This window comes from Streptomyces sp. WMMC1477 (genome assembly GCF_027460245.1).
Taxonomy (GTDB): domain Bacteria; phylum Actinomycetota; class Actinomycetes; order Streptomycetales; family Streptomycetaceae; genus Streptomyces.
The window spans coordinates 3,548,639-3,572,556 of sequence record NZ_JAPZBD010000003.1; the positions used below are offsets into that span (position 1 = coordinate 3,548,639).

General features: G+C 71.3%; 18 protein-coding genes and 2 pseudogenes. 4 read left to right on the forward strand and 16 right to left on the reverse strand.

The window, feature by feature from the left end; genetic code table 11:
* Nucleotides 1–192 precede the first annotated feature (192 nt).
* From O7609_RS15945 to O7609_RS15975, 7 genes and pseudogenes are all read right to left on the reverse strand, one after another.
* A pseudogene (locus tag O7609_RS15945) lies at nt 193–842 on the reverse strand (RloB family protein).
* The gene (locus O7609_RS15950) at nt 839–2,155 is read right to left on the reverse strand and encodes an AAA family ATPase (RefSeq protein WP_269743757.1); all 1,317 of its coding nucleotides are present in this window, start codon (nt 2,153–2,155) and stop codon (nt 839–841) included. The pseudogene O7609_RS15945 and the gene O7609_RS15950 overlap by 4 nt, the downstream one beginning before the upstream one ends.
* Before the next feature lie 543 nt (nt 2,156–2,698).
* The gene (locus O7609_RS15955; RefSeq protein ID WP_269736303.1) at nt 2,699–3,673 is read right to left on the reverse strand and encodes an ABC transporter substrate-binding protein; all 975 of its coding nucleotides are present in this window, start codon (nt 3,671–3,673) and stop codon (nt 2,699–2,701) included.
* A gap of 91 nt (nt 3,674–3,764) precedes the next feature.
* Nucleotides 3,765–5,882, reverse strand: coding sequence for an ABC transporter permease (locus tag O7609_RS15960; protein WP_269736302.1), 2,118 nt, complete (start codon nt 5,880–5,882; stop codon nt 3,765–3,767).
* Nucleotides 5,879–6,977: pseudogene (locus O7609_RS15965) on the reverse strand (quaternary amine ABC transporter ATP-binding protein). The gene O7609_RS15960 and the pseudogene O7609_RS15965 overlap by 4 nt, the downstream one beginning before the upstream one ends.
* Complete coding sequence (locus O7609_RS15970; RefSeq protein ID WP_269736300.1) at nt 6,977–8,566, reverse strand: GMC family oxidoreductase; 1,590 nt, start codon at nt 8,564–8,566, stop codon at nt 6,977–6,979. Before O7609_RS15970 ends, O7609_RS15965 begins: the two are co-directional and overlap by 1 nt.
* A 118-nt stretch (nt 8,567–8,684) precedes the next feature.
* Nucleotides 8,685–10,178: an aldehyde dehydrogenase family protein gene (locus tag O7609_RS15975; protein WP_443072135.1), complete on the reverse strand. Its 1,494-nt coding sequence runs from the start codon at nt 10,176–10,178 to the stop codon at nt 8,685–8,687.
* A 185-nt stretch (nt 10,179–10,363) separates the two neighbouring features.
* Between O7609_RS15975 and O7609_RS15980 the strand changes: the two genes are divergently transcribed.
* Nucleotides 10,364–11,137: a hypothetical protein gene (locus tag O7609_RS15980; protein ID WP_269743758.1), complete on the forward strand. Its 774-nt coding sequence runs from the start codon at nt 10,364–10,366 to the stop codon at nt 11,135–11,137.
* Between the two features lie 139 nt (nt 11,138–11,276).
* Here O7609_RS15980 and O7609_RS15985 read toward each other — a convergent pair whose 3' ends face one another.
* The 4 genes from O7609_RS15985 to O7609_RS16000 form a co-directional block, all read right to left on the reverse strand.
* Complete coding sequence (locus tag O7609_RS15985) at nt 11,277–12,266, reverse strand: malate dehydrogenase (protein WP_269736297.1); 990 nt, start codon at nt 12,264–12,266, stop codon at nt 11,277–11,279.
* Nucleotides 12,267–12,557: 291 nt separating this feature from the next.
* Complete coding sequence (locus O7609_RS15990) at nt 12,558–13,676, reverse strand: helix-turn-helix domain-containing protein (protein WP_269743759.1); 1,119 nt, start codon at nt 13,674–13,676, stop codon at nt 12,558–12,560.
* A gap of 178 nt (nt 13,677–13,854) precedes the next feature.
* Nucleotides 13,855–14,274 (reverse strand): DUF3017 domain-containing protein, encoded by a 420-nt coding sequence (locus O7609_RS15995; protein WP_269736295.1) that lies wholly within the window; start codon nt 14,272–14,274, stop codon nt 13,855–13,857.
* A 3-nt stretch (nt 14,275–14,277) separates the two neighbouring features.
* The gene (locus O7609_RS16000; protein WP_269736294.1) at nt 14,278–15,132 is read right to left on the reverse strand and encodes a bifunctional methylenetetrahydrofolate dehydrogenase/methenyltetrahydrofolate cyclohydrolase; all 855 of its coding nucleotides are present in this window, start codon (nt 15,130–15,132) and stop codon (nt 14,278–14,280) included.
* Between the two features lie 279 nt (nt 15,133–15,411).
* Here O7609_RS16000 and O7609_RS16005 point away from each other — a divergent pair, with 279 nt between their 5' ends.
* Nucleotides 15,412–15,996 carry a hypothetical protein gene (locus O7609_RS16005; protein ID WP_269736293.1) on the forward strand — a complete coding sequence of 195 codons (585 nt, stop codon included), beginning with the start codon at nt 15,412–15,414 and terminating at the stop codon, nt 15,994–15,996.
* A 24-nt stretch (nt 15,997–16,020) separates the two neighbouring features.
* On the opposite strand, the gene O7609_RS16010 is transcribed toward O7609_RS16005, so the two are convergent.
* The 4 genes from O7609_RS16010 to O7609_RS16025 all read right to left on the reverse strand — a co-directional run bounded on the left by O7609_RS16010 (nt 16,021) and on the right by O7609_RS16025 (nt 19,685).
* Complete coding sequence (locus tag O7609_RS16010; protein ID WP_443072136.1) at nt 16,021–17,388, reverse strand: D-alanyl-D-alanine carboxypeptidase family protein; 1,368 nt, start codon at nt 17,386–17,388, stop codon at nt 16,021–16,023.
* A 119-nt stretch (nt 17,389–17,507) separates the two neighbouring features.
* Nucleotides 17,508–18,881, reverse strand: coding sequence for a metallophosphoesterase (locus O7609_RS16015; RefSeq protein ID WP_269743760.1), 1,374 nt, complete (start codon nt 18,879–18,881; stop codon nt 17,508–17,510).
* Between the two features lie 29 nt (nt 18,882–18,910).
* A complete protein-coding gene (locus tag O7609_RS16020; RefSeq protein WP_269743761.1) occupies nt 18,911–19,177 on the reverse strand; it encodes an SCO4848 family membrane protein in 267 nt (88 codons plus the stop codon).
* A 94-nt stretch (nt 19,178–19,271) separates the two neighbouring features.
* The gene (locus tag O7609_RS16025) at nt 19,272–19,685 is read right to left on the reverse strand and encodes a cytidine deaminase (protein WP_269744365.1); all 414 of its coding nucleotides are present in this window, start codon (nt 19,683–19,685) and stop codon (nt 19,272–19,274) included.
* A gap of 149 nt (nt 19,686–19,834) precedes the next feature.
* On the opposite strand from O7609_RS16025, the gene O7609_RS16030 reads away from it, so the two are divergent.
* Nucleotides 19,835–20,764 (forward strand): LysR family transcriptional regulator, encoded by a 930-nt coding sequence (locus O7609_RS16030; RefSeq protein ID WP_269736290.1) that lies wholly within the window; start codon nt 19,835–19,837, stop codon nt 20,762–20,764.
* Nucleotides 20,765–20,852: 88 nt separating this feature from the next.
* A complete protein-coding gene (locus tag O7609_RS16035) occupies nt 20,853–22,211 on the forward strand; it encodes an alpha-lytic protease prodomain-containing protein (protein WP_269743762.1) in 1,359 nt (452 codons plus the stop codon).
* Nucleotides 22,212–22,290: 79 nt separating this feature from the next.
* Here the strand turns inward: O7609_RS16035 and O7609_RS16040 are convergent, their stop codons facing one another.
* Nucleotides 22,291–23,880: an alpha/beta hydrolase gene (locus tag O7609_RS16040; RefSeq protein ID WP_269743763.1), complete on the reverse strand. Its 1,590-nt coding sequence runs from the start codon at nt 23,878–23,880 to the stop codon at nt 22,291–22,293.
* Nucleotides 23,881–23,918: the final 38 nt, after the last annotated feature.

Genomic DNA, 23,918 nt, shown 5'->3' on the forward strand with positions numbered 1-23,918 from the left:
GAAGCCTCTGGTGGGTATCGGGCGATCTTGGTCGTGAACCCGTCTACCAGGGGCTTCACCCCTGTGTCGAGCCAACTGGACAGCTCAAAGCCCAGGTTGGCAAAGGCTCACTGTGTGAATGAATTCCCGCCTTCGTTGACATGTGGCGTTGAATGATCAGGAGCACATACACGCGAGTGCCTGTCACTCGGGTCAGCCACAGGCTCCAGATGGTGCGGCGCCATCGTGCCCGGTGCCATGGACTGAAAGCAATGCTGAGATCAGATCGGGGACTGAGCTATGCGGGTTTGGCGGTGCATGCTCGACTTTCAGGTTCTCACATTGAGGGGCCCGAGTCATGGCCATTTGGTATTTATCGTACGGGAATTTGTCCGGCATGTTCTTTCCGGAGAACCCGTACTTGCGTAGAATTCTGGAAAGAACTTCGGAGTCAATCCATGCAGTTCGGTTCTCAAAATGCCAGAGTAGCCAAATCTCAAAGCATGGCGAGCTGATGGCCATCGCGATGCGTGAGCGTCGGGCCTCGAACACTCCTGCTCCAGGTTGGTGTGTTCGTCAACGTCAACAACGCACCAGGTCGAGTCAAAGGGATCGCCGCCCTTCTTCTCAACTTCGCGGATCCGTTTCGCTTCGCTGACGACACGTAAAGGATCCCGGCCGATGCCAACTGACTTGACGCTGACGACCCGAACTGCTTTGGCTCTTATCAGTGCGGAGAACTTCTCGAAATATTGTGGCTCCGTGGTTCTGCCTTCGGCGACGATGAGGATCTTTGCGTGTTCGAGTCTCCTGTTCTTCGACTTCGAGATCCTCCGCGAGCCGCGCAATTGTCGACGGCTCATGATTGAGTCTCCACCCGAAGAGATGCGAGCAGTTCCTCCCAGGCGAGCGTTGGGACGGCCCCGTACCTACCGCCTAGGTATCGGCGTTCCACGTTGTGGTCCTTCTTGACGGAGAAGTCTGTCAGAGGGTAGATCTCTGTGAAACCCTCGGGAGACTTCTCGGAAAACCACATTTCCTCCTTGTCCAGTCCATCGCCCGATAGATGACCCATCAGTGATGTGTCGTGTGAGGTGAACACGAGCTGGGCGCCATTCGGGTTGATATCCGGGGACTTGAACATGGAGATAAGTGCTGACGCGAGTCGGGGGTGGAGACTGGAGTCGAGCTCGTCTACGAATAGCACGCCACCATACTTGATCTCCTGCAAGGCAGGCAGGGCAAGTGAAAGCCATGCGACTGTACCGCTACTCTCGTCGCTCAATCCGAGACTGTGAGAACTCTCGCGCGCCGATCCTTGATGCCAGAAGCTGATTACCTTACTTTCCTCTTCGAGGAAATTTGCGAACAGCTTCTCCTCGTCGTCCTCTTCGTCCAGGAAAGCCTTCATGGTCCTGCGCATGAGGGACTGCGTCTGCTCGTCGACTTCGACCTCTTCCAATGAGAGGCGGCAGATTCCCAGATCGGCGAAGCGCAGCAGGTTCTGAGCTTTTTGCAGTGCCTCCTCGTCTTCTATCCACTTCTTGACTGACAAGATCCGGCTCTGTTTTTGACTCTCAGAGAATGCGGCGTAGCGCAAATGCCTGGTCAGGTAGTGATGGATTCTCCGAAGGTGGGCATGGTTAGCCATGCTTGCTGTGGAGAGATAGAGGTTGTAGCGCCCCATGAGGCGCGAGATTCGTGCGTTCTCTCCTTTGAGATTCCTGCTGAACGTCACATCCTCGGGTTCTGGGCCACTTCGCTCGAAGAGGATGCGGCGGCGTCCTTCGGGGAATGATTGGAGCCATTCGGAGGAGATCCCGCCGGAATTGCTCTCGAATCCATATACATGACGCGTGCCCTTGACTGTGAAGTCAAATTCGTATGCTGAAGTCTCTGTCCTCGAATCCCGGTCGAGCAGGTAGGGCGCGTAGGGGAAGGATTCCCGCTCGCTCCATTTGGCGGAGTTGTTGATAACCTTCACGGCGAAATCAACTGCGTCCAGAAGTGTGGTCTTCCCTGATGCGTTGGGTCCAAAAATTCCGGCGACCCGGTTGGTCACAGAGCCCCAGTCGCCGTCCTTGGGGCGCATCCCCGCGAAGCTTGACTTGGTGAACACGAGTTCGGTGGTGTCACGGATGGACTTGTGGTTCGTGACACGGAACCTGAGAAGCATGGCTACCTCGCGAGCTAGGTGCAGTTTCATCCAGTCCCAGGACGATTACCGCCCAGTTTGCTCCTCAAACAGTACGCCCTGTGCAGCTACGCCGCTAGATAGATCTACCCACAGGAAGGCGGGGCGTGGTAGGCCGGGGCTGGCTCGGCCTGCTCAGTGGCTGATGTCGAGCCAGGCTGGCGCTGAGCCACCACGGCACCCTGTTCCACCCGGATGGGGGACGGCGCTGACAGCCGCTCCAGCGGGCAACGCGCTGCGAGGTTCTGCCGTGAAGGCTTAGGCAACGGGCGGATCCGGCCCGTCCCCTTTGGCCAGGATGGTCTCCGGGTTTCTGCCTCCCGGCGCTGCTGCTCGCTGCCGGGTGGCATCCTCGCCCGTCGCTGTCCCGTTCACGCGCCGGAGTGATGGCGCTGCGGGCGGCCCGGCACCCGCGACGCCGCTTCCTCCCCGATACTCGCACCGTGTGTGTCCCACTGCTGACGAGGGGCCCCGCGGCTGTGTGCCGCGGGGCCCCTCGTCAGTCGACGTCAGAACGTCAGAACATCAGCTCTTGGGGAGCCAGTTCTTCCAGACGTCCTCGTTGTCGGCGACCCACTCGGCGGCGGCGTCCTCCTCGGACATCCCCTCACCGGCGATCATGCGGGCGACCTCGTTCTGGTCCTCGGTCTTCCACTGGAAGTTCTTCAGGAACTCCGCCGGGGCGCCGCCGTTCTCCGCGAAGTCGGCGTTGAAGAACTTCTGCAGCATGAGCGTGGGGTAGGCACACTCGGTCTTCTCGGCCGGCTCGTTGCAGCCCTCGGTGTACTCCGGCAGCTTGACCTCGACCATGTCGATCTCGGCGTTCATCCACTGCGGGTCCCACCAGTAGGTGAGGAAGGGCTCCTTGGCCTTGTAGAGCCGCTCCAGTTCCTTGAGCTGGGCGGCCTCGCTGCCGGTGGGCAGGATCTTGTAGTTCAGGCCGTGGTTCTTGATCAGGTGCTTGTCGTAGGTGGTGTACGACGGGGCGGCCCCGATGAACTGGCCCTTGTCGCCGGACTCGGAGGTCTTGAACTCGTCGACGAAGTCGTTCAGGTTCTCGTAGTCCAGCACCTCGGGGTTCTCGTCCGCGAAGTACTTGGGCACGAACCAGCCGATGTGGCCCTCGACGCCGAGGTCGCCGCCGGCGACGACGGTCTTCTTCTCCTCGACGTACTGCTTCTCCTTCTTCGGGACGCCGCCCCAGTCCTCCAGGATGGCGTCGGCCTTGCCGCTGTCGAGGGCGTCGAAGGCGACCGGCTCGTCCATCTGCTTGAGGGTGACGTCGACGTCCAGCTCCTCTTCGAGGATGTGCTTGGCGACGGCGCCGTTGGCCTGGGCGCCGACCCAGGACGGGACGGCGATGGTGACCTCGGTGGCCCCGCCGCTCTTGGTGTCGCCGTCGGAGGAGCTGCTGTCGGTCTCGGCGGCGCAGGCGCTCAGGGCGAGGCCCATGACACCGGCGGCGGCGATCAGGGAGGTGCGGATCGGTGCTCTGCTCATGGTGTGGCTACTTCCGTATCTCTCGGTGATCTGTTGGGGGTTGTGGCGGCGGCCGAACGTGCCGCCGCCGGGGCTTGCAGGGGGAAGGACGTCAGCGCCCTTCCGTGCGGGCGGGCTGGCTGAGCCGGTCGAGCATGACGCCGAGGCAGACGATGGCCGCGCCGGCCGGGAGGCCGAGGGCGAGGTCGCCCTTGGCGAGGCCGGTGATGACGTCGATGCCGAGGGCGCCGCCGCCGACCATGCCGGCGATGACGACCATGGACAGCACCAGCACGACGCCCTGGTTGACGGCGACGAGCAGGGCCCGCCGCGCCAGGGGCAGCTGCACCTGGAGGAGCTGCTGCTTGCTGGTCGCGCCCATCGAGCGGGCGGCCTCGACGGCCGCCGGGTCGACCTGCCGGATGCCCTGGGCGGTGATCCGGATGACGGCCGGCAGGACGAAGACGACCGCGGCCGCGATCCCGGCGACGCGGCCGACGCCGAACAGGGCGATGACCGGGATCAGGTACACGAACTGCGGCATGGTCTGCATGGTGTCCAGCAGCGGGCGCAGCCACCGCTCGACGACGGGCACCCGGGCCGTCAGGATGCCGAGGGCGAAGCCCAGCAGCAGGGTGAGGACGACGGCCAGCAGCACCTGGGACAGGGTGTCCAGGGACTTCGTCCACAGGCCGAGGACGCCGATCAGGCCCAGGGCGGAGGTGGCCGTGAGGGCTGCGCGCCAGCGGCCCACCGCCCAGCCGAGGGCGGCGACGAGGAGGAGCAGCGCCCACCAGGGGGTGGCGTTGAGGCCGTCGCGCAGGGGGTTGAGCACCCAGTTGGTGACGCCTTCCGCCCAGGTCAGGGTGCCGCCGAAGAGGGGCACGCCGGAGCCGAGGCTCTCCTCGATCCACTCGGTGGCGTCGTTGACGTAGGGGGTGATCCGGAACGTCCAGTCGCGCGGCCACTCGTCCTCGGAGAGGCTCGGGCCGACGGCGGACAGGACGGCGGTCAGGGCGCCCAGGCCCAGCCAGGCCGGCCAGCCGCGCAGGGCGGCGAGGCGGCCGGGGCGGACGGTGAAGGGGAAGCGCATGCGGGCCCGGCGGCCGTCGGCGTCCTGGAGCGGCTCGCGGGCGCTCGGCGCCGGGGGAGTGCGGGTGGTGGACTCCTCCAGGTTGGCGCCCGCGGCGGCGGTGGTGCGGTCGAGCAGGACGGCGAGGAGCACGATGGCGATGCCCGCCGTCAGCGCCTGGCCGACGTTGACCTTGCCCAGAGCGCGGTAGATGACGTCGCCCAGGCCGCCGGAGCCGACCACGGAGGCGAGGACGACCATGGACAGGCACATCATGATCGTCTGGTTGAGGCCGAGCAGCATCTCCTTGCGGGCCAGCGGCAGCCGGGCCGTCCACAGCCGCTGCCAGGGGCTGGCGCCGAGGGAGGCGGAGGCCTCCAGGGCGGCGGGGTTGGCGCCGCGCAGGCCGAGCGAGGTGAGCCGGGCCATGGGCGGGGCGGCGTAGATGACGGTGGCGACGAGCGCCGAGGGCACGCCGATGCCGAACAGCAGTACGAACGGCAGCAGGTAGGCGAAGGCGGGCATGACCTGCATGAGGTCGAAGACGGGCCGCAGGGCGCGGTCGCAGCGGTCGGAGAGCCCGGCGGCGATGCCCAGCAGCAGCCCGAGCAGGGCGGCGACGGCCACGGCGACCGTCATGAGGGCGAGGGTCTCCATGGTGGGTTCCCACATGCCCAGGACGCCGCAGACGACGAACACGCCGAGCGCGGTGCCGGCGGTCTGGAGCGCGCGGCGGCGCAGTCCGGCGCCGCCCGCGTACCAGGCGATGACGGTGCCGAGCACCGTCACACCCACCCAGCCGAGGCTCTCGAAGAGCTCGGTGAGGGAATCGACGGCCAGTTCCGCGTTGTTGCTGATGTGCAGCAGGAAGTACAGGAAGAGCCAGTGGGAGTCGCGGTTCTCGACGAGCCAGGTGTTGAGGTCTTCCAGCGGCGTCCGAACGTCCACCGTCAGGTCGGAGGGCCAGGCGCCGGAGCCGGTGACGAACGCGCTGACGAGGACGAGGAGGGACGCGAGGGTGACGAGCAGCACCGTCGGGCGGGCGGCGAGCCACGCGGCCACGCTCACCTGCGCGGGGGCGTCTTCGGAGGTGCCGGGGGTGTCGGTGGGCGGCTCCGCGGGCCGCTCGTCTCTCTTCTCCAGGGTGGGTGCGCTCATATGGCGGCCGCCTTCTCGGTGGCCCGGCCGTCCGGTCCGGAGTCCAGTCCGGCGATGACGGAGAGCAGCCGGGTGTGGCAGACGACGCCGAGGGTGTCGCCGTTGTCCGTCACGCGGATGTGGCCGCCGTCGCGGGCGATGGGCTCGATGGCGTCGATGACGCGGGCCGTGCAGGGCATGGCGGGGCCGGTGGTGGCCTCGTCGCCCTCGGCCGGACGCATGGCCCGGCGCAGGGTGATGACCTGCTCGCGGGGCACGTCGCGGACGAAGTCGCGCACGTAGTCGTCGGCGGGGGGTGGCGACGATCTCCTCCGGGGTGCCGAGCTGGACGACCTGGCCGTCGCGCATCAGGGCGATGCGGTCACCCAGGCGCAGGGCCTCGGAGAGGTCGTGGGTGATGAAGACCATGGTGCGGCCCTCCTCGCGGTGCAGGCGGATGACCTCCTCCTGCATGTCGCGGCGGATCAGCGGGTCCAGCGCGCTGAACGGCTCGTCGAAGAGCAGTACCTCGGGGTCGGTGGCCAGGGCGCGGGCGAGGCCGACGCGCTGCTGCTGGCCGCCGGAGAGCTGGCCGGGGCGGCGGTCGCCGAGCCCGGTGAGGCCGACCTTCTCCAGCATCTTGTTGGCCTGCTCACGCCGTTCGGCCTTGCCCATGCCCTGGATCTCCAGGCCGTAGGCGATGTTGTCGAGCACGGTGCGGTGCGGCAGCAGGCCGAAGTGCTGGAAGACCATGGCGGCGCGGTGGCGGCGCAGTTCGCGCAGCCGGGCCTTGTCCATGGCGAGGACGTCCTCGCCGTCGATCCGCAGCGAGCCGCTGGTGGGCTCGATGAGCCGGGTCAGGCAGCGCACCAGCGTGGACTTGCCGGAGCCGGACAGGCCCATGACGACGAAGACCTCGCCGGGGTGGACGTCGAAGGAGACGTCCCGGACGGCGGCGGTGCAGCCGGTGGCCCGGGTCAGCTCGGCGGCGCCGAGCTCGCGGAGGCTCTCGTCGCCGGGCACCGCGGCAGCCTTGCGGCCGAAGACTTTCCAGAGGTTGCGGACGGCGAACACCGGTTCGGTGGCCGCATCCTGACCGTTGTCGATGATGGTCATCAGGCAACACCTTCCGGTGTCGTGGGGGACGTCTGGACGGATTCCTTCTCGGCCTTGAGCAGGTCGGCGGCCTTTTCGCCGACCATGAGGACGCCGAGCATGGGGTTGACGGCGGGGATGGTGGGGAAGACGGAGGCGTCCGCGATCCGCAGCCCGCTGAGGCCGCGCACCCGCAGCAGCGGGTCGACGACGGCGAGGGCGTCGTCGGCGGCGCCCATCCGGCAGGTGCCCGCCGGGTGGTACACGGTGTGCGCGACCTGCCTCGCGTACGCGCTGAGTTCCTCGTCGGAGGTGACCTCGGGGCCGGGGGCGACCTCGCGGCTCAGCCACTTCGCGAAGGGCTCGGTCTTCGCGATTTCCCGGGCGATCTTGATGCCGTCGACGAGGGTGCGGCCGTCGTGGTCGTCCTCGTCGGTGAAGTACCGGAAGTCCAGCGCGGGCTTGACCTCGGGGTCGGCACTGGTGAGGTACAGCCGTCCGCGACTGCGCGGCTTGGGGATGTTCGGTGTCATCGACACGCCGTGCTCGGGCCGTTCGTAGCCGATGCGCTCGGGGTTGTCGGTGAAGGGGATCTGGTAGAAGTGGAACATCAGGTCCGGGCCCTCGGCCGCCGGGTCGCGGCGCACGAACAGGCCGGCGTCGGAGTCCATCGCGGAGTTGTCCGGTATCGGGCCGTCGGTCTCCCAGACGATCACCGACTCGGGGTGGTCCAGCAGGTTCTCGCCCACGCCCGGCAGGTCGTGCACGACGGGGATGCCCAGCGCGTCCAGGTCGGCGGCGGGGCCGATGCCCGAGTGCAGCAGCAGCCGCGGCGTGTCCACGGCGCCCGCGCAGACGACGACCTCGCGGCGCGCCCGCAGCAGCGTCTCGGTGCCGTCCTTGGCCCGCACGTGCACGCCGGTGGCGCGCTCGCCGTCCAGCTCCAGCCGGTACGCCCAGGTCTCCAGGAGCAGTTCGAGCTTCGGCCGGTCGCCCGCCGCCAGGTGCGGGTGGAGGTAGGCGACGGAGGCGGAGGAACGCTTGTTGTCCTCCGGGTGGTAGGCGAGGTCGAAGAACCCGGCGCCCTCGTGGAAGGGGGCCTTGTTGAAGCCCTCGACGCGCGGCACGCCGGTCGCGGTCACGGCGGCCTCGACCCAGTCGCGGGCGATGGCGTTCCGGTCCTTCTCGTGCACCGGGACGATGTTGTTGCGCAGCTTCCCGAAGTACGGGTCCATCTCCGCCGCGTTCCAGCCGGTGGCCCCGGCACGCTCCCACTCGTCCCAGTCGGAGGGCAGCGGCTTGAAGGAGATGAGGGTGTTGTGCGAGGAGCAGCCGCCCAGCACCTTCGCCCGGCTGTGCCGGATGTGGCTGTTGCCGCGCGGCTGCACGGTCGTGGGGTAGTCGTAGTCGAGCTCGCCGCCGAGCAGGCCGAGCCAGCGCCGCAGGGTGAGCACCTCCGGCCGGTCGACGTCGGACGGTCCGCCCTCGATGACGGCCACGCTGACGTCCGGGTCCTCCGTGAGCCGGGAGGCGATGACCGAACCGGCCGTTCCGCCGCCCACGATCACGTAGTCGTAGACGGGCCCGGGGGCGGGGTCGTGGCTGCTCATGGCGGTGTCGTGCTCCTTGTGGTGATGCTCAGCAGGGATGCTGAGACGGGGAGAGGGGGCGGGCCGCACGGTGGTGCGGCCGCCCCCGTCGGCCGGTGAGGGCCCGGGGGCGGCGGCGTCAGCCACCGAACCAGCGGACGGGCGCGGGACGCAGGTTCTCGTACACGTGCTTCGTCTCGCGGTACTCCGCCAGCCCGGCCGGGCCCAGCTCGCGGCCCACGCCGGACTTGCCGAAGCCGCCCCACTCGGCCTGCGGCAGGTACGGGTGGTAGTCGTTGATCCACACCGTGCCGTGCCGCAGCCTTGCCGCGACCCGGCGGGCCCGGGCCGTGTCGGCGGAGAAGACGGCACCGGCGAGGCCGTACTCGGTGTCGTTGGCCAGCGCGACGGCCTCGTCCTCGGTGTGGAACGTCTCCACGGTCAGGATCGGGCCGAAGGTCTCCTCTCGGACGACGCTCATCTCGCCGTGGCAGTGGTCGAGCACGGTGGGCAGGTAGAAGTAGCCGCCCTCGGGCAGGACGTCGCTCGGCTCGGGGCGCGCGCCGCCGCAGCGCAGCGTGGCGCCGTCGGAGAGCGCGGCCGCGACGTAGGCCTCGGTCTTCTCCAGCTGCTGCCGGGAGACGAGCGCCCCGCACTCGACGCCCTTCTCGGTGCCGCGGCCCAGGCGTATCCGCTCGGCGCGGCGGGCCAGTTCGGCGACGAAGCGGTTGCGGACCGACTCCTCGACGATGAGGCGGGCCCCGGCGGAGCAGACCTGGCCGCTGTGGATGAAGGCGGCGTTGAGCGCCTGGTCGACGGCGGTGTCGAAGCCCTCCTCGGTGGCGCAGGCGTCGGCGAAGACGACGTTGGGGTTCTTGCCGCCCAGCTCCAGCGCGACCTTCTTCACGCTCGGCGCCGCGGCCTGGGCGACCTTGACGCCGCTGGCCAGGCCGCCGGTGAAGGAGACCAGGTCCACGTCCGGGTGCTCGGCCAGCCGGGCGCCCACGGGGACGCCGGCGCCGGTGACGACGTTGCCCACCCCGGCCGGCAGCCCGGCCTCGACGAGCAGCCGCATGAGGTGCCCGGTCGACAGCGGGGTCAGCTCGCTGGGCTTGATGACGAAGGTGTTGCCCGCGGCGAGCGCCGGGGCGATCTTCCAGCTCGCCTGGAGCAGGGGGTAGTTCCAGGGCGTGATCATGGCGCAGACACCGACGGGCTCGTGCACGACGACGCTGTGCACGTCCGCGCTACCCGCGTCGACCACGCGCCCGCCGGACTCGTTCATGACGAGGTCGGCGAAGTACCGGAAGGCGGCCGTCACGTCGTCGACGTCGACGCGGCCCTCCTCCAGCGTCTTGCCGGTGTCCTGGGACTCGATGCGGGCGATCTCCTCGCGGTCCCGCTGGAGCAGGTCCGCGGTGCGCCGCAGGAGGCCGGCCCGCTCGGCGACCGGTGTGGTGGGCCACGGGCCGCTGTCGAAGGCGCGGCGAGCGGCCCGGACGGCCTCGTCGGCGTCGTCGGCCGTCCCTTCGGCGACCACGGCGAGCACACTGGCGTCGGCCGGGTCGACGATTTCCCGGGTGGCGCCCTGCGTGGCGGCGCGCCACACGCCGTCCACGTGGATCGTTGCCATTCCCGGCACGTCTTCTCGATGCATTTCCTTGCTTCCTGCCCGTTTTGTACTACGCCAGACGCACTGGCACCGGACACCCCTGCCCCGAACCTGCGATCTCATGCCAGTCGATGTGTGACAAGTGGGTTTCCTCACGCGGCGGCCCTCGGCACGCGGGTATTCCGCTGTCATACCCACCGGCTAGGTTGTCGCATGGCACAACTGCAACTTCGGGGAAGGTTCCTGCACGTGCGCAACCAGCACAAGAAGTCCGCTCTCGCGGCGGCCGCCGTCCTGCTCGCCGTCACCGGCCTGAGCGCCTGTGGCAGCGAGGCAACGGCCTGGCCGAGAAGTCCGGCAAGGAGGTCGTCGACGAGGCGGGCAAGGCGCTCAAGGACGCCAAGTCCGTCCGGATGAAGATGGACACCTCGGAGGAGGGCGCTTTCTCCATCGACCTGGCCATGGACAACGAGGGCAACTGCGCCGGGGTCATCGACCAGGGCGAACAGGGCAAGGTCGAGCTCGTCAAGCAGGGCGAGAAGGTCTGGATGAAGCCGGACCAGAAGTTCTGGGAGACGCAGGCGGGTGGCCCGGACGGCGCGGCCACCTGGGAACTCGTCAAGGGCAAGTACCTCTCGGGTACCACTGAGGACCCGATGATGTCCGGCATGGCCGGCACCTGCGACCTGAAGGCCATACAGGAGGACATCGGCTCCGACGACGAGGACGCCAAGTGGTCCGACCCGAAGGAGGGTGAGGTCGAGGGCCAGAGCGTGGTGACCGTCGAGAGCACCAAGGACGACGAGAAGACCACGCTGCACGTCGCCGCCGAGGGCACCGCCTACCCGGTGCAGTCGATCGGCGACGAGAGCGGCACCCAGTCGAAGGTCACCTTCTCCGAGTGGGACAAGCCCGTCGCGGACGAGGTGCCCTCGGAGGAGGAGTCCCTCGACATGGCCAAGCTGCAGCAGATGGGCTGACCCACGCCGGTCTGCCGCCTGAAGCGTCCCTCGGGGCGCGTCAGAAGCGCGACGGCCCCTCGCCGTCCCGGAGTTCCGGGAGGCGGGGGGCCGTTCCGCGTGGTGGGCCGGCGCGCCGTGCGGGATCAGGCGGGCGGGCTCAGATCAGGCCGAGGCCGCGGACGGCGTCCCGCTCCTCCGCCAGCTCCTTGACCGAGGCGTCGATGCGGGTGCGCGAGAACTCGTTGACGTCCAGGCCCTGGACGATCTGGTACTCGCCGTTCGCGCAGGTGACGGGGAAGGAGGAGATGAGGCCCTCCGGCACGCCGTAGGAGCCGTCCGACGGGATGCCCATGGACGTCCAGTCACCCTCGGCGGTGCCGTTGACCCAGGTGTGGACGTGGTCGATGGCGGCGTTCGCGGCGGAGGCGGCCGAGGAGGCGCCGCGGGCCTCGATGATGGCCGCACCGCGCTTGGCGACGGTCGGAATGAACTCCTCCGCCAGCCACTTCTCGTCGTTCACCGTCTCGGCGGCGTTCTTGCCCGCGACCTCCGCGTGGAAGATGTCCGGGTACTGCGTGGCCGAGTGGTTGCCCCAGATCGTGAGCCTGCGGATCTCGGAGACCGGGGCACCGGTCTTCTTGGCGAGCTGGCTCAGCGCGCGGTTGTGGTCGAGGCGGGTCATCGCGGTGAACCGCTCGGCCGGCACGTCCGGGGCGGCGGCCTGGGCGATGAGGGCGTTGGTGTTGGCCGGGTTGCCGACGACGAGGACCTTGACGTCGTCCGCGGCGTGGTCGTTGATGGCCTTGCCCTGCGGCTTGAAGATGCCGCCGTTGGCCTCCAGCAGGTCACCGCGCTCCATGCCCTTGGTGCGCGGGCGGGCGCCGACGAGCAGTCCGACGTTCGCGCCGTCGAAGGCGACGTTCGGGTCGTCGGTGATGTCGATGCCCTGGAGCAGCGGGAACGCGCAGTCGTCCAGCTCCATGGCCGTGCCCTCGGCCGCGCCGAGTGCGGGGGTGATCTCCAGGAGGCGCAGTTTGACCGGGACGTCCGGACCCAGCAGGTGGCCGGAGGCGATACGGAAGAGCAGCGCGTAGCCGATCTGGCCGGCGGCTCCGGTGACGGTGACATTGACGGCGTTGCGGGTCATGGCGGTCTCCGTTGAACCTGACGATGGCGCCTGGACCTCTGGACCAGGGAAGTCTCTCTACATCAAGAGACCCTGCGTCAGGCTATCGCGCCCGCCGGTGGCGACACACGGTGGGCAGCCGCCCCGGCGGGAGGGGGACGCGGGGCGGCTGCCCGGGGCGCGGTGGGCGCCTGTGGGGGGTGACGGTCTTGTGCCCAGTCCGCGGCGTCCTATGCACGCCGTCTCCCGCCGAGCCGAGCGTGCGGCCCCGGCCCGCTCGGGGGCGTGTGCGGCCCCGCTCAGCGGAGGGTCTCAGCGGAGGGTGCAGCCCTGCACCGCGCCCGCGCGCTCCACGCAGATCTGCACCGACTCCGGGTCCCCGGCGGCGACCATCATGGTGTAGCCCTCGGTGCTGTCGCCGAGATCCTCCGCCGCCTCGTCGCCGCCGTCCGTCGTGATGGTGACGGTGTCCCCGGGCCGGGCCGCGCCGATCCGCGCCCAGGCGGCCTCGCAGACCTCGCTGTAGCGCACCTCGACGTAGGCGGTGCCGATCATCGCGTCGGACGTCGTCGCCGCGTACTGCCCGCCGCAGCCCATCAGTTCGGGGTCCTCGCCGGAGCAGTCCGCGCCCGTGCACTTGACGCCCTCGGGCAGGGCGGGCGCCGTCGGGCTGGGCGGCGGCGTGGGCTCGGCGGCGGCCTCGTCCCCGCCGCCGGGCAGGCCCAGGAAGAAGAAGCCGCCGGCCACCACACCCAGGGCACACAGCCCGCCCACGAGCAGCATCGCCGCCCTGCGGCCCCCCGACGGGCGGCTCGCCTCCCGGGGCACCGGGCGCGTGGCGGCGGTCGCGGGCTGCCCGGCCCACGGGGCGGGAGGCGGTCCGGACGCCGAGGCGGCGGGCCGGGGCGCGGCGGAACGCGGCTCCCGCGCCGGGAAGCCGCCCGGGGCCTCCGGCCGGGCCGCGCCGAAGGGCACCGTGCCAGGCGGCGGGGGCTCGGCGGGCGTCGGCCGGGCGGCGGCGTTCTTCGGCCGCTTGCGGCCCGCCGCCGCTGCCTTGGAGCCGGCTGCCTTGGAGTCCGCGGCCTTGGCCTCGGCGGCCTCCAGGGCCTCTCGCGCCTGGGCTATGCGGATGGCCTCCATCGTCATGTCGTGCCGCATCTCGGCCCGGCTCCAGGCCCGTTCGGCCAGCTCCCACAGCGTGGCGAGGTGCCGCACGTCGGTGTCCGTGACCTCGGCCAGGGCCGAGATCGCGCCCTGCGGGGGCAGCAGCCGGCCGCCGAGGTAGCGCTCCCAGGACGTCTTGCTGTACCCGGTCCTGTCCGCCAGGGAGGAGAGGCTCAGCCCGCTGCGGTCCACGAGTCGGCGCATCTGCTCGGCGAAGTCGCGAATCTCCGGGTCCAGTTCCTCCGGTAGCGGCTTCCAGCGCGGCATGCCGATAACCCTCCCTCGTCCCCGGACGTGCTGTTGTCGAACCGCGTGCGTCGCCCCGTTGGCCACCCGGCCGGGGCACGAACATCTGAACAGTGTGCCACCCGTCGGATTCGGACCGGTACGCCCGCACCGGTTCCACGCGCGGGAGGCCGGCGGCGGTTCCCGTCCGGCGGGCCGGCTACCGGACGAGGTAGCGGATCAGGTCCTCCAGGAACGGAAGTTCCAGCCAGGGCTGCGGCTGCGCCATGAGGGCCAGGACGGTGATGAGCCCGCCGAGCAGCCCGTAGGTGGCCACGTCGGTGAAGCGGGAGCGGACCGCCAGCATGCCCACGTTCGGCATCAGCCAGCGCAGCAGGCTTCCGGCCAGCAGTGAGCCGCCGATGACGAGGAGCCCGGCCCGCATCTCCGCGAGCACGATCAGCAGCCCGGCCACCGTTCCCGCCAGCACCGCCAGCAGCGGCCACTGCCGGTAGGGCGCGGGCGCGCCCCCCGGTGCCGCCCGGCCGCCGCCCTCGGGGCGGGCGGTGTCGCGGGTGAACACCGGGAAGCGCCGGGAGCCGCGGTGCGGGGCGGCGGGGTTCGTGGGGTCCGCTCCCATGGCTCAGCCCGCGAGCCGCTCGGCGGCGTCCACGACGTTGGCCAGCAGCATCGCGCGCGTCATCGGGCCGACGCCGCCCGGGTTCGGGGAGAGCCATCCGGCCGTCTCCGCCACGCCGGGGTGGACGTCACCGGCGATCCTGCCGTTCTCGTCGCGGCTGACCCCGACGTCCAGGACCGCGGCGCCGGGGCGGACGTCCTCGGGCTTGATCAGGTGCGGCACACCGGCGGCGGCCACCACGATGTCCGCGTTGCGCAGGTGCGCGGCCAGGTCCCGGGTGCCGGTGTGGCACTGGGTCACGGTGGCGTTCTCGGAGCGGCGCGTCAGCAGCAGCGGCAGCGAGCGGCCCACCGTGATGCCCCGGCCGACGACGACGACCTCCGCGCCCTTGATCTCGACCTCGTGGCGGCGCAGCAGCTCGATGATCCCGTTCGGTGTGCACGGCAGCGGGGCCGGAACGCCCAGGACGAGCCGGCCGAGGTTGACGGGGTGCAGCCCGTCGGCGTCCTTGTCCGGGTCCATCAGCTCCAGCACCCGGTTGGTGTCGATGCCCTTCGGCAGCGGGAGCTGCACGATGTAGCCGGTGCACTCCGGGTCCTCGTTCAGCTCGCGGACGACGGCCTCGATCTCCTCCTGCGTGGCCGTCGCCGGCAGCTCGCGCTGGATGGAGGCGATGCCCACCTCGGCGCAGTCGCGGTGCTTGCCCGCCACGTACTTGTGGCTGGCCGGGTCGTCGCCCACCAGCACGGTGCCGAGCCCGGGACGGACGCCCCTGGCTGCCAGGGCCTCGACCCGGGTGGCGATTTCGGACTTGATGGCGGCCGCGGTGGCCTTGCCGTCGAGAATCTGCGCGCTCATGCCCCCATCCTCCCGGATGCCGGGCCCCGGGCTCCAATCCGGCCCCGCCGGATAAGAGCTTCGTCACGGTCGGGCACCGTGGTGGGCACCGCGCTGGACACCTCATACGAGAGCACAAGATGATGTGCGGCGTGCTGTGAGCCGACGAGGGGCGGCTGCGGGGGTCGGCACAGAGCAAGGGGAGGCCCCGTCTCGCCACTCGGAACCGGACTCGCGGCCTGCCCGGCGTCCGTTCACCGCGCACCGCAGACCGTCCGAACCCGTCGGAGGAAGACCGCCGTGAGCGACCCGAGTCAGCACAACCCCTACGGACAGCCGCCCCCGTACGGCTACCCGCCGCCCCCGCAGCCCGGCCCGACGGGTCCCGGCGGTCCCGGCTACCCGCAGTACCCCGGCGGCCCCGGCGGCATGATGCCGATGCGCATGTCCATGCCCGGCCTGGTCGTCACGGCCCGCGTGCTGCTCTTCGTCGCCGGCGGCCTCTGGGCCCTCACCATGGTGTTCGGCCTGATCATGATGCTCGCCGCCTCCGACATCGAGGACGACGCGGACTTCGGCGTGGCCGACTCCGACGTGGTCGTCGTCGGCGTCGTCATCCTGCTGGTCGGAGCCGCGCTGGCCGCCCTGCACATCGTTTCCGCGTCGATGTTCGGCAAGGGCCGCACCGGTGTCCGGGTGATGGGCATCATCACGGCCTCCCTGAACCTGATCCTCGCCGGGTTCAGCCTGCTCGGCTCGCTCGCCCAGACGGGGGCGCCGGGCGGGATCCTCCTCAGCCTGCTGTGGGTGGTCACGGCGCTGCTGACCGTGATCTTCCTCTCGCTCCGTCCGGCCGGAGAGTGGTTCAACCGTCCCCAGCACTGACGCGCCCGGCCGGGCCCCGGCGGCCTACAGCCGGGGGCCCTGCCCGGCACCCTGAGTCGGCCAGCGGCGGTGGACGAGCCACACCGTGACGGCGAGGACGCTGCCCGTCGCGCCCACCAGGCCGAGAGCGGTGCCCAGCCCCGAGGCGGAGGAGTGCCCGGCCGCCGACCCGTCCCCGGCCGTCGCCGGATCCGTCGGCTCGCCGTGACCGGCCGGTTCCAGGCCGTCCGCCGCAGGCTGCCGCGCGCTGAGCGGCGGCACCAGCTCACCGACCGGCTCCACCGCGTCCGCCGCGTCGAAGCCCCAGTCGAAGAGCAGCGCCGTCTCCTCGTAGACGCGGTTGCGGCCCTCCTTCCGGTGGTCGGGGTGCATGACGGTCACCAGCAGCGTCCGGTCGCCCCGCTCGGCGACGCCGGTGAAGGTGTAACCCGCGTTGGTGGTGTAGCCGTTCTTCACCCCGGCCAGGCCCTCGTACGGTTCCAGCGAACCGGCCCCGCGCAGCAGCCGGTTGGTGGTCTGGATCTGGTAGTAGGTCCGCTTGGGCCGGTCGGCCGTGCCGCTCTGCTCGCCGTCCTCGCCGTTCCCGCCGTCGTCGTCCTGGTCCTCCCTCTTCTCGCCGTCCTTCTTCTCGCCCTCGTCCTCGAAGGCACCGGGGAACTTGGCCGTCGTGGTCGCCGCGTAGGCCCGGAAGTCCGGCTTCTGCATGCCGGAGCGGGCGATCAGCGTCAGGTCGTAGGCGGAGGAGGTCTGGCCGTCGGCGTCGTAGCCGTCCGGGCTGACGACGTGGGTGTCCTTCGCCCCCAGCTCCGCGGCGCGCTCGTTCATCTCGCGCACCGTCTTCTCCAGCCCGCCGTTCATCGCGGCCAGCGTGTGCACGGCGTCGTTGCCCGAGGCCAGGAAGACGCCGTTCCACAGGTCGTGGACGGTGTACGCGTGGTCCTCCTTCACCCCGACCGCGCTCGACCCCGCGCCCAGTTCCGCCAGGTCCTCCGGCCGCACGGTGTAGCTCGTCGCGGCCTCGAAGCCCGGCTTGCCTATGAGCGTGTCGGCGAACAGCATCTTGAGCGTCGACGCGGGGGCCAGCGGCCAGTGCGCGTTGTGCGCGGCCAGGACGTCACCGGTCTCGGCGTCGGCCACGATCCAGGCGCGGGCGGTCAGCTTCTTCGGCAGCGCCGGTGCCTTCGCGCCGGGCTTCGGCTCGACCTGGGTACCGGGGAGTCCGAGCCGTTCCCCGCCCACGGTGGACATGCGCTTGGGCGGTCTCGGCTCCTCCTCGGCGGCCACCGCGGAGGTGCCCGTGAGGAGGGCCGGGAGCAGAACGGCTGCGGTCGCCGCGGAGCGTGCGGTGGAGCGCCGGGTGACGCGCCGAGCGGTATGAAGAATCCAGTCCACGAGGGGAACGTACAGCGTGTGGCGGCACCCTGTTAGCCCAGGGGCAGCACTTGGGTGACGTGCGCCGGCCCCACTCGTTCGGGTGAGGTTCAGGGGGTGCGGATGTGGTTGAGGAGGCGTCAGGTCTGTCGGCTCGCCAGCTCGACGACGGTGATGTCCGGCTCGGCCCCCACACGCACCGGCGGCCCCCAGGCCCCGGCGCCCCGCGTGACGTAGAGCTGGGTGTCGCCGTAGCGCTCCAGACCGGCCACCGTCGGGTTGGCGAGGTCGGCCAGGAGGTTGCCCGGCCACATCTGCCCGCCGTGGGTGTGCCCGGAGAGCTGGAGGTCGACCCCGTGCTCGACGGCGTCGTGGATCACCACCGGCTGGTGTGCGAGCAGCACCGAGGCCCGGGCGGGGTCGCGGTCGCCCAGCGCCGCCGCGAAGTCGGGGCCGTCGCCGTACCGCTCGCCCGCGACGTCGTTGACGCCGGCCAGGTCGAACCCCGGCAGCTCCACACGGGCGTTCTCCAGGGGACGCAGGCCCAGCTCGCGGACGTGGTCCACCCACTGCTCGGCGCCGGAGAAGTACTCGTGGTTGCCTGTGACGAAGTAGGCCCCGTCGCGCGAGCGCAGGCGGGCCAGCGGTTCGGCGGCGTCCCCCAGATGGGCGACGGAGCCGTCCACCAGATCACCCACGACGGCGACGGCGTCCACGTCCGCGCCGTTGATCAGGTCCACGATGCGCCGGGTGTGGGCCCGCCCGAGGACGGGCCCGATGTGGATGTCGCTCACCACGGCGATCCGGTAGCCGTGGGCCGCGCGCGGCAACCTGGCCAGCGGCACCCGCACCCGCTTGAGCCGCGGCCCGACGGCCAGCACGCTGTGCGCGCCGTAGCCGACCGTGCCCGTGGCCACCAGCCCGGCCGTGACGGCGGCGGCCCGGGCCACGAACAGCCGCCGCGACGGATCGTCCGCGCCGTCCTGTGTCGTCCGCGCCGCCTCGTCCCGGCCCGCCTCGCCGGGCGTCGCCTCGCGGGGGCCCGTGTCGCCGTCCCCGGCCGTCCGCGGTTCCGGGGCGTCCGGCAGGAGCCGTCCGCCGCCGTCCGCCGCGTCCGCGCCGCCGCCCGCCGGGCCGCCCGACACGCTTACCGGCTCGCGCCGGGGTTCGGGGACGGCGACGGGCCGCATATGCCGCGCCGTACGCCGGGCGAGCAGCCGCCGGGCCAGCGGGCGTACCGGCTCCAGGGCGAGGAGCGTCAGCAGCAGGTAGACGAGGACCGCGAACCACAGGAAGCCCGGCCAGGCGAGTGCCTGCTGCACCCCGAGAGGAGCTCCGGCCCGCCCCGCCGCCTGCGCGCTCACGGCCAGCAGCGGGAGCAGCACGGCCAGCGCCGTCCCCGCCCGCCGGTAGCCGCTGCCCGGCCGGGACACGTCGCGCACCAGCCGGCGCCACAGGTAGTAGTGCACGGCCGCCAGCACGCCGACGACCAGCACGAGGAACACGATGATCATGTGATGCTCTTCCCGCCCCTTGTTCTCCGCTATTCCCCGGCCGCGTCCCGGCCCGGTGTCCCGCGGCGCAGCGCCCGCAGCCCCCGCCAGCCGAGCACCCCGATGACCGTGCCGAGCCCGAAGGACACCACGGCCAGAGTGAGGTGCACCCAGAAGTACCCCGTCGGGTCGCCCGCGTCGTCGAAGGCCAGCCCGCTGCCGTCCTTCCACAGGTTGCGCACGAACGTGGTCCACACCAGCCACGACCACGCCCCGAACGCCAGCAGGAACCAGGACACCGGGCGGGAGAGCTTCATGGTTCAAGTATGCGTGGACCTGTTCGAACCCGTCCGGCGGCCCCCGTGGCCGCCGTGATCACGCGCCGCGCGCCCGGCCCGGGCGGGACGCGGCCTACTCCGCGTCGAGCTGGTGGTCGGCCCAGACGTAGGTGGCGGGCAGCAGCTCGGTGACGGGGGCCGCCCGCAGGCCGTCGCCCGTGCCGACGATGACCCGGAGGGCGGGGAAGTAGTCGAGGAGGACCTGGCGGCAGCGGCCGCACGGCGGGATGACGCCGCGGTCGCGGTCGCCCACGGCGACCATCGTGTCCAGCTCGTGGACGCCCTGCCCGGCCGCCGCGCCGATGACGACCAGCTCCGCGCAGGGGCCGCCCGTGAAGTGGTAGGCGTTCACCGCCGTGATGATCCGCCCGTCCCGGGCACGGGCCGCTGCCGCCACGGTGTGGTTGTCGCCCCGGCAGCACGTGCGGGCCACGTCGGCCGCCGCCTGGATGAGCTCGTGGTCGACAGGGTGGGACAGCGTCGTCATCTTCTCCGCCTTCGTCGGGTGCCAGACGACGGTGGCCCGGGTGGCGACGGTGCGCAAGCGGATATCGGCGGCGGGACGCTCGCGTCCGGCGCCACGTGGCGGCGTCACCGACCCTTGCCGTACCGCTTGGTCTGGACCAAACTCCCGTCATGGAGCTGGAGCTGCGCCATCTGAGGACGATCCACGCCATCGCCGAAGCGGGCAGCCTGACGAAGGCCGCCTCCGCGTTGGGAGTGGCCCAGCCGGCCCTGAGCGCACAGCTCAAGCGCGTCGAGCGGATGCTCGGCGGGCGGCTGTTCGAGCGTTCGCGGCAGGGCGTGCGGCCGACGGCGCTGGGCGAGCTGGTCCTGCACCGCACCCGGGTCGTCCTGCCGGCCGTCAACGAACTGCAGGACGAGGCGGTGCGGTTCGCCCGCGGCGGGTGCTCAGGCGTGGGGTACCGGCTCGGCGGCACGCACGGGCCGCTGCTGGGCTGCCTGGTGGACCGGCTGGCCTCGGCCCACCCGGGGGTGCCGGTCACGACGCAGACCTCGTGGTCGGAGCGGGAGATCGCGGACGACGTCGGCCGGGGGCGGCTGGACTTCGCGCTCATCGGCACCTGCGGGGAGAGCCAGCCGCCCGCCACCGAGCGGCTCGTGTGGCGGGAGGTGGGCGTCGACCCCGTGTTCGTCATGCTGGTCCACGACCACCCCCTCGCGGCGCGCGAGCAGGTGGCGCTCGCGGACCTCGCCCACGCCGCCTGGGTGGACGTGCCCGGTGACGGCTGTTTCGCCGAGTGCTTCGCCGCCGCGTGCGCTCGCGCGGGCTTCACCCCGGCCTCCGTGTACGAGACGGACACGGCCTCGTGCGTGCACCTGGTGCAGGTCGGCCGCGCCGTCGGGCTGTGCCGGGCCACCTTCCCGCCGACGCCCGGGATCGTCACCCGGCCGCTGGAGGGAACGCCGCTGCGCTGGCGGCATCTCCTGGGCTGGCATCCGGACGCCCAGGAGGCGGGCGCCGCCGACGCGGTGCTCCGCCACGCCCGCGCCGCCCACGCCGAGGCGACGATCCGCGCCACGGGCTCGGCCGTTCATCCATAACGCGGGGGAGGGGGCGAACTGACCTCTCCATTTCTTGACGTGTGCACGCCTACGGTTTCGGCACCCCCCAGAAACCGAGGAGAGTGTCATGTTCCACAGAACGCTCAAGGGCGCCTGTGCGGCCGTGTTCACGGCCGGCGTCCTTGTCCTGGCCGGGCAGCCGGGCGTCGCCGCGGCCGATCCCGTGCCGCTCGAAGCCACGGCCGCGCCCGCCCCCGCACCCGGGCTGCTCAAGGCGCTCCAGCGCGATCTCGGGCTCACGCCCGCTCAGGCCGAGCAGCGCCTCGCCGCCGAAAGCCGGGCCACGGCGGACGCCACCGCCCTGCGCACCGCGCTCGGCCCCGACTTCGCCGGCGCGTGGGTCAGCGAGGACGGCGGGGACGACGTCCGGCTCACCGTCGCCACCAGCGACGCCGACGAGGCCGGGAAGATCGCCGCAACGGGCGCACGGGCCACGGTCGTCCCGCACACGCTGGCCGAACTCGACGCCGCCAAGACCGCGTTGGACCGGGCCGCCGCCCCAAAGGACCCGCAGGCCGCCCGCGTCTGGTACGTCGACGTCACCACGAACTCCGTCGTCGTCCACTCCCCGCGGCCCGGACAGGCCCGCGCGTTCGTCGCCGCCAGCGGCGCCGACGCCGGCCTCGTGCGCGTCGTCGCCTCCGACGAACAGCCTCGCCCGCTCTACGACCTGCGCGGCGGCGACGCCTACTACATGGGCGGCAGCGGCCGTTGCTCCGTCGGCTTCCCGGTGACGCGGGGCACGCAGCACGGCTTCGCCACCGCGGGCCACTGCGGCCGGCCCGGCACCAGCACCTCCGGCTACAACCAGGTGGCCCAGGGCTCCTTCCAGGGCTCCTCGTTCCCCGGCAACGACTACGCCTGGGTCGCCGTCAACTCCAGCTGGACGGCCACACCGTACGTCAAGGGCTCCGGCGGCCAGAACATCCAGGTCACCGGCTCCACCCAGGCCCCCGTCGGCGCCTCCATCTGCCGCTCCGGCTCGACGACCGGCTGGCACTGCGGCACGATCCAGCAGCACAACACGAGCGTGACGTACCCCGAGGGCACGATCTCCGGCGTCACCCGCACGAGCGTGTGCGCCGAGCCCGGAGACTCCGGCGGCTCGTACATCTCCGGCACCCAGGCACAGGGCGTCACCTCCGGCGGCTCCGGGGACTGCCGCACCGGCGGGACGACCTACCACCAGCCGGTCAACGAGATCCTCCAGGCCTACGGCCTCACCCTCAAGACGACCACCGACCCCGGTGACCCGGGCGACCCCGGTGACCCCGGCGACCCGGGCGGCACCTGGGCGGCCGGCACGGACTACGCGGCCGGCGACCAGGTGACGTACGGCTCGGCCACCTACCGCTGCCTCCAGGGCCACCGCTCCCAGACCGGCTGGGAGCCCCCGAACGTCCCCGCCCTCTGGCAGCGCCTGTAGGCCCCGTCTGACGGGGGGCTGCCGACGGCCGGGCCGCATATGGGGATGCGGCCCGGCCGTCCCGCGCGCGTCCGTCCGGTCAGGGCTCGCAGGTCAGGCCGTTCCGCGGGACCTCGCCGCGGGCCAGGTACGCGTTGACGGTGTCCTGGACGCAGTCGCTGGCGAAGTAGGCGCCGTGCCCCTCACCGTCGAAGGTGACCAGGACGCCGACGTCCTCGCCCAGTTCCTTCGCCATGCGCTCGGCCCCCTCGAACGGCGTGGCCGGGTCGCCGGTGGTTCCCACGACGACGATGGGCGCGGCGCCCTCCGCGCTGGCCTCCGGGTCCTCGCGCTCACCCGGAACCGGCCAGTCCGCGCACCAGCCGGCCGTGTCCCAGGCCAGGAAGGGCCCGAAGACGGGGGAGACCTTCTCGAACTCCGGCAGGACGGCCTTGGCGTCGGCCATGGTCGGCCTGCTGCTGTCGTCGGCGCAGGAGACGGCACGCTGGGCGTGTGAGCTGGCCTCGAAACGGCCCTCGGCGTCCCGCCCGTGGTAGCTGTCGGACAAGGCCAGCAACCGGTCTCCCCGGCCGTTCTCCGCCTCTTCGAGCGCCTCCTCCAGCGCCGGCCAGCTGGACTTGCTGTACAGCGGGGTGACCAGGCCGTACAGGGCCTGCCCCTCGGTCAGCTCGCGCCCGCTGGAGGTGGGCAGCGGGTCCTCGTCGATCCGCTCCAGCAGTGCGGTGATGCGTTTCGTGCCCTTCGCGGGGTCCTCGCCGGTGCTGCGGAGGTAGTTCTCCAGCGCCCGCTGGAAGCCGAGGGCCTGGTTCTTCGCGTGGGTGACGGACCCGGCCGTCGGGTCCACGGCGGCGTCCAGCACCATCCGGCCGACGTTCCCGGGGAACAGGTGGGCGTAGGTGCCACCCAGCGAGGTGCCGTAGGAGAAGCCGAGGTAGTGCAGCTTCTCGTCGCCCAGGAGGTGCCGCATGAGGTCCATGTCGCGCGCGGCGTCGCTCGTGCCCACGTGCGGCAGTACCTTGCCGGCCTTCCGTTCGCAGTCGGCGCTGAGGGCCTTGGCGTCGTCGAGGAACTCCTTCTCCTCGGCGGCGGTGTCCGGGGTGAGGTCGAGGCTGAGCGACTCCTCGATCTCCGCGTCGCTCTGGCACCGCACCTTCGAGCTGCGCCCGACGCCGCGCGGGTCGAAGCTCACCAGGTCGTAGAACGTGTTGAGGGTGGAGAACGTGCGCTCCGTGTTCGGCAGCGTGGCCACTCCGGAGCCGCCGGGGCCGCCGAAGTTGAACAGCAGGGAGCCGACGCGTCGGTCGTCCTCGGTGGCCCTGGTGCGGATGAGGGCGATGTCGAGGGTCTCGCCGTCGGGCTTGTCGTAGTCCAGCGGCGCCTTCATGTCGGCGCACTCCCACCGGTCGGCGAGCTCCGGACGGCCCGGCGCCGGGGAACCGCACTCCTCCCAGGACAGCTTCTGCCCGGTCAGCGCCTCCGGGAGGGGCGGGGGGTTCCCGGCGGTCTCCGAGGGCCGCTTCGACGGGGTGGTGGACGCGGACGGTGCGGTGTCGTCCCCCGCCGCGTCGCCGTCGTCGCTGCACCCGGCCAGCGCGGTCAGGGCCAGCGCCGTCGCGGCGGCGACCGCGGCGGCCCTTCGGCGCGCCCGTTTGGTCCTCGTCTGGAACATCTGTTCCCCCGCTCGGCGTCACAGTCAGTGGCGGGCCA

Excerpts from the sequence above, each read along its gene's own strand:
- O7609_RS16015 (WP_269743760.1), bottom strand. The coding sequence starts at position 18,881 with ATGATCATCGTGTTCCTCGTGCTGGTCGTCGGCGTGCTGGCGGCCGTG.
- O7609_RS15970 (WP_269736300.1), bottom strand. The coding sequence starts at position 8,566 with ATGAGCAGCCACGACCCCGCCCCCGGGCCCGTCTACGACTACGTGATC.
- O7609_RS15985 (WP_269736297.1), bottom strand. The coding sequence starts at position 12,266 with ATGACCCGCAACGCCGTCAATGTCACCGTCACCGGAGCCGCCGGCCAG.
- O7609_RS15990 (WP_269743759.1), bottom strand. The coding sequence starts at position 13,676 with ATGCCGCGCTGGAAGCCGCTACCGGAGGAACTGGACCCGGAGATTCGC.
- O7609_RS16020 (WP_269743761.1), bottom strand. The coding sequence starts at position 19,177 with ATGAAGCTCTCCCGCCCGGTGTCCTGGTTCCTGCTGGCGTTCGGGGCG.
- O7609_RS15975 (WP_443072135.1), bottom strand. The coding sequence starts at position 10,178 with ATGGCAACGATCCACGTGGACGGCGTGTGGCGCGCCGCCACGCAGGGC.
- O7609_RS16000 (WP_269736294.1), bottom strand. The coding sequence starts at position 15,132 with ATGAGCGCGCAGATTCTCGACGGCAAGGCCACCGCGGCCGCCATCAAG.
- O7609_RS15950 (WP_269743757.1), bottom strand. The coding sequence starts at position 2,155 with ATGCTTCTCAGGTTCCGTGTCACGAACCACAAGTCCATCCGTGACACC.
- O7609_RS16035 (WP_269743762.1), top strand. The coding sequence starts at position 20,853 with ATGTTCCACAGAACGCTCAAGGGCGCCTGTGCGGCCGTGTTCACGGCC.
- O7609_RS15960 (WP_269736302.1), bottom strand. The coding sequence starts at position 5,882 with ATGAGCGCACCCACCCTGGAGAAGAGAGACGAGCGGCCCGCGGAGCCG.
- O7609_RS15955 (WP_269736303.1), bottom strand. The coding sequence starts at position 3,673 with ATGAGCAGAGCACCGATCCGCACCTCCCTGATCGCCGCCGCCGGTGTC.
- O7609_RS16025 (WP_269744365.1), bottom strand. The coding sequence starts at position 19,685 with ATGACGACGCTGTCCCACCCTGTCGACCACGAGCTCATCCAGGCGGCG.
- O7609_RS16040 (WP_269743763.1), bottom strand. The coding sequence starts at position 23,880 with ATGTTCCAGACGAGGACCAAACGGGCGCGCCGAAGGGCCGCCGCGGTC.
- O7609_RS16030 (WP_269736290.1), top strand. The coding sequence starts at position 19,835 with ATGGAGCTGGAGCTGCGCCATCTGAGGACGATCCACGCCATCGCCGAA.
- O7609_RS15995 (WP_269736295.1), bottom strand. The coding sequence starts at position 14,274 with ATGGGAGCGGACCCCACGAACCCCGCCGCCCCGCACCGCGGCTCCCGG.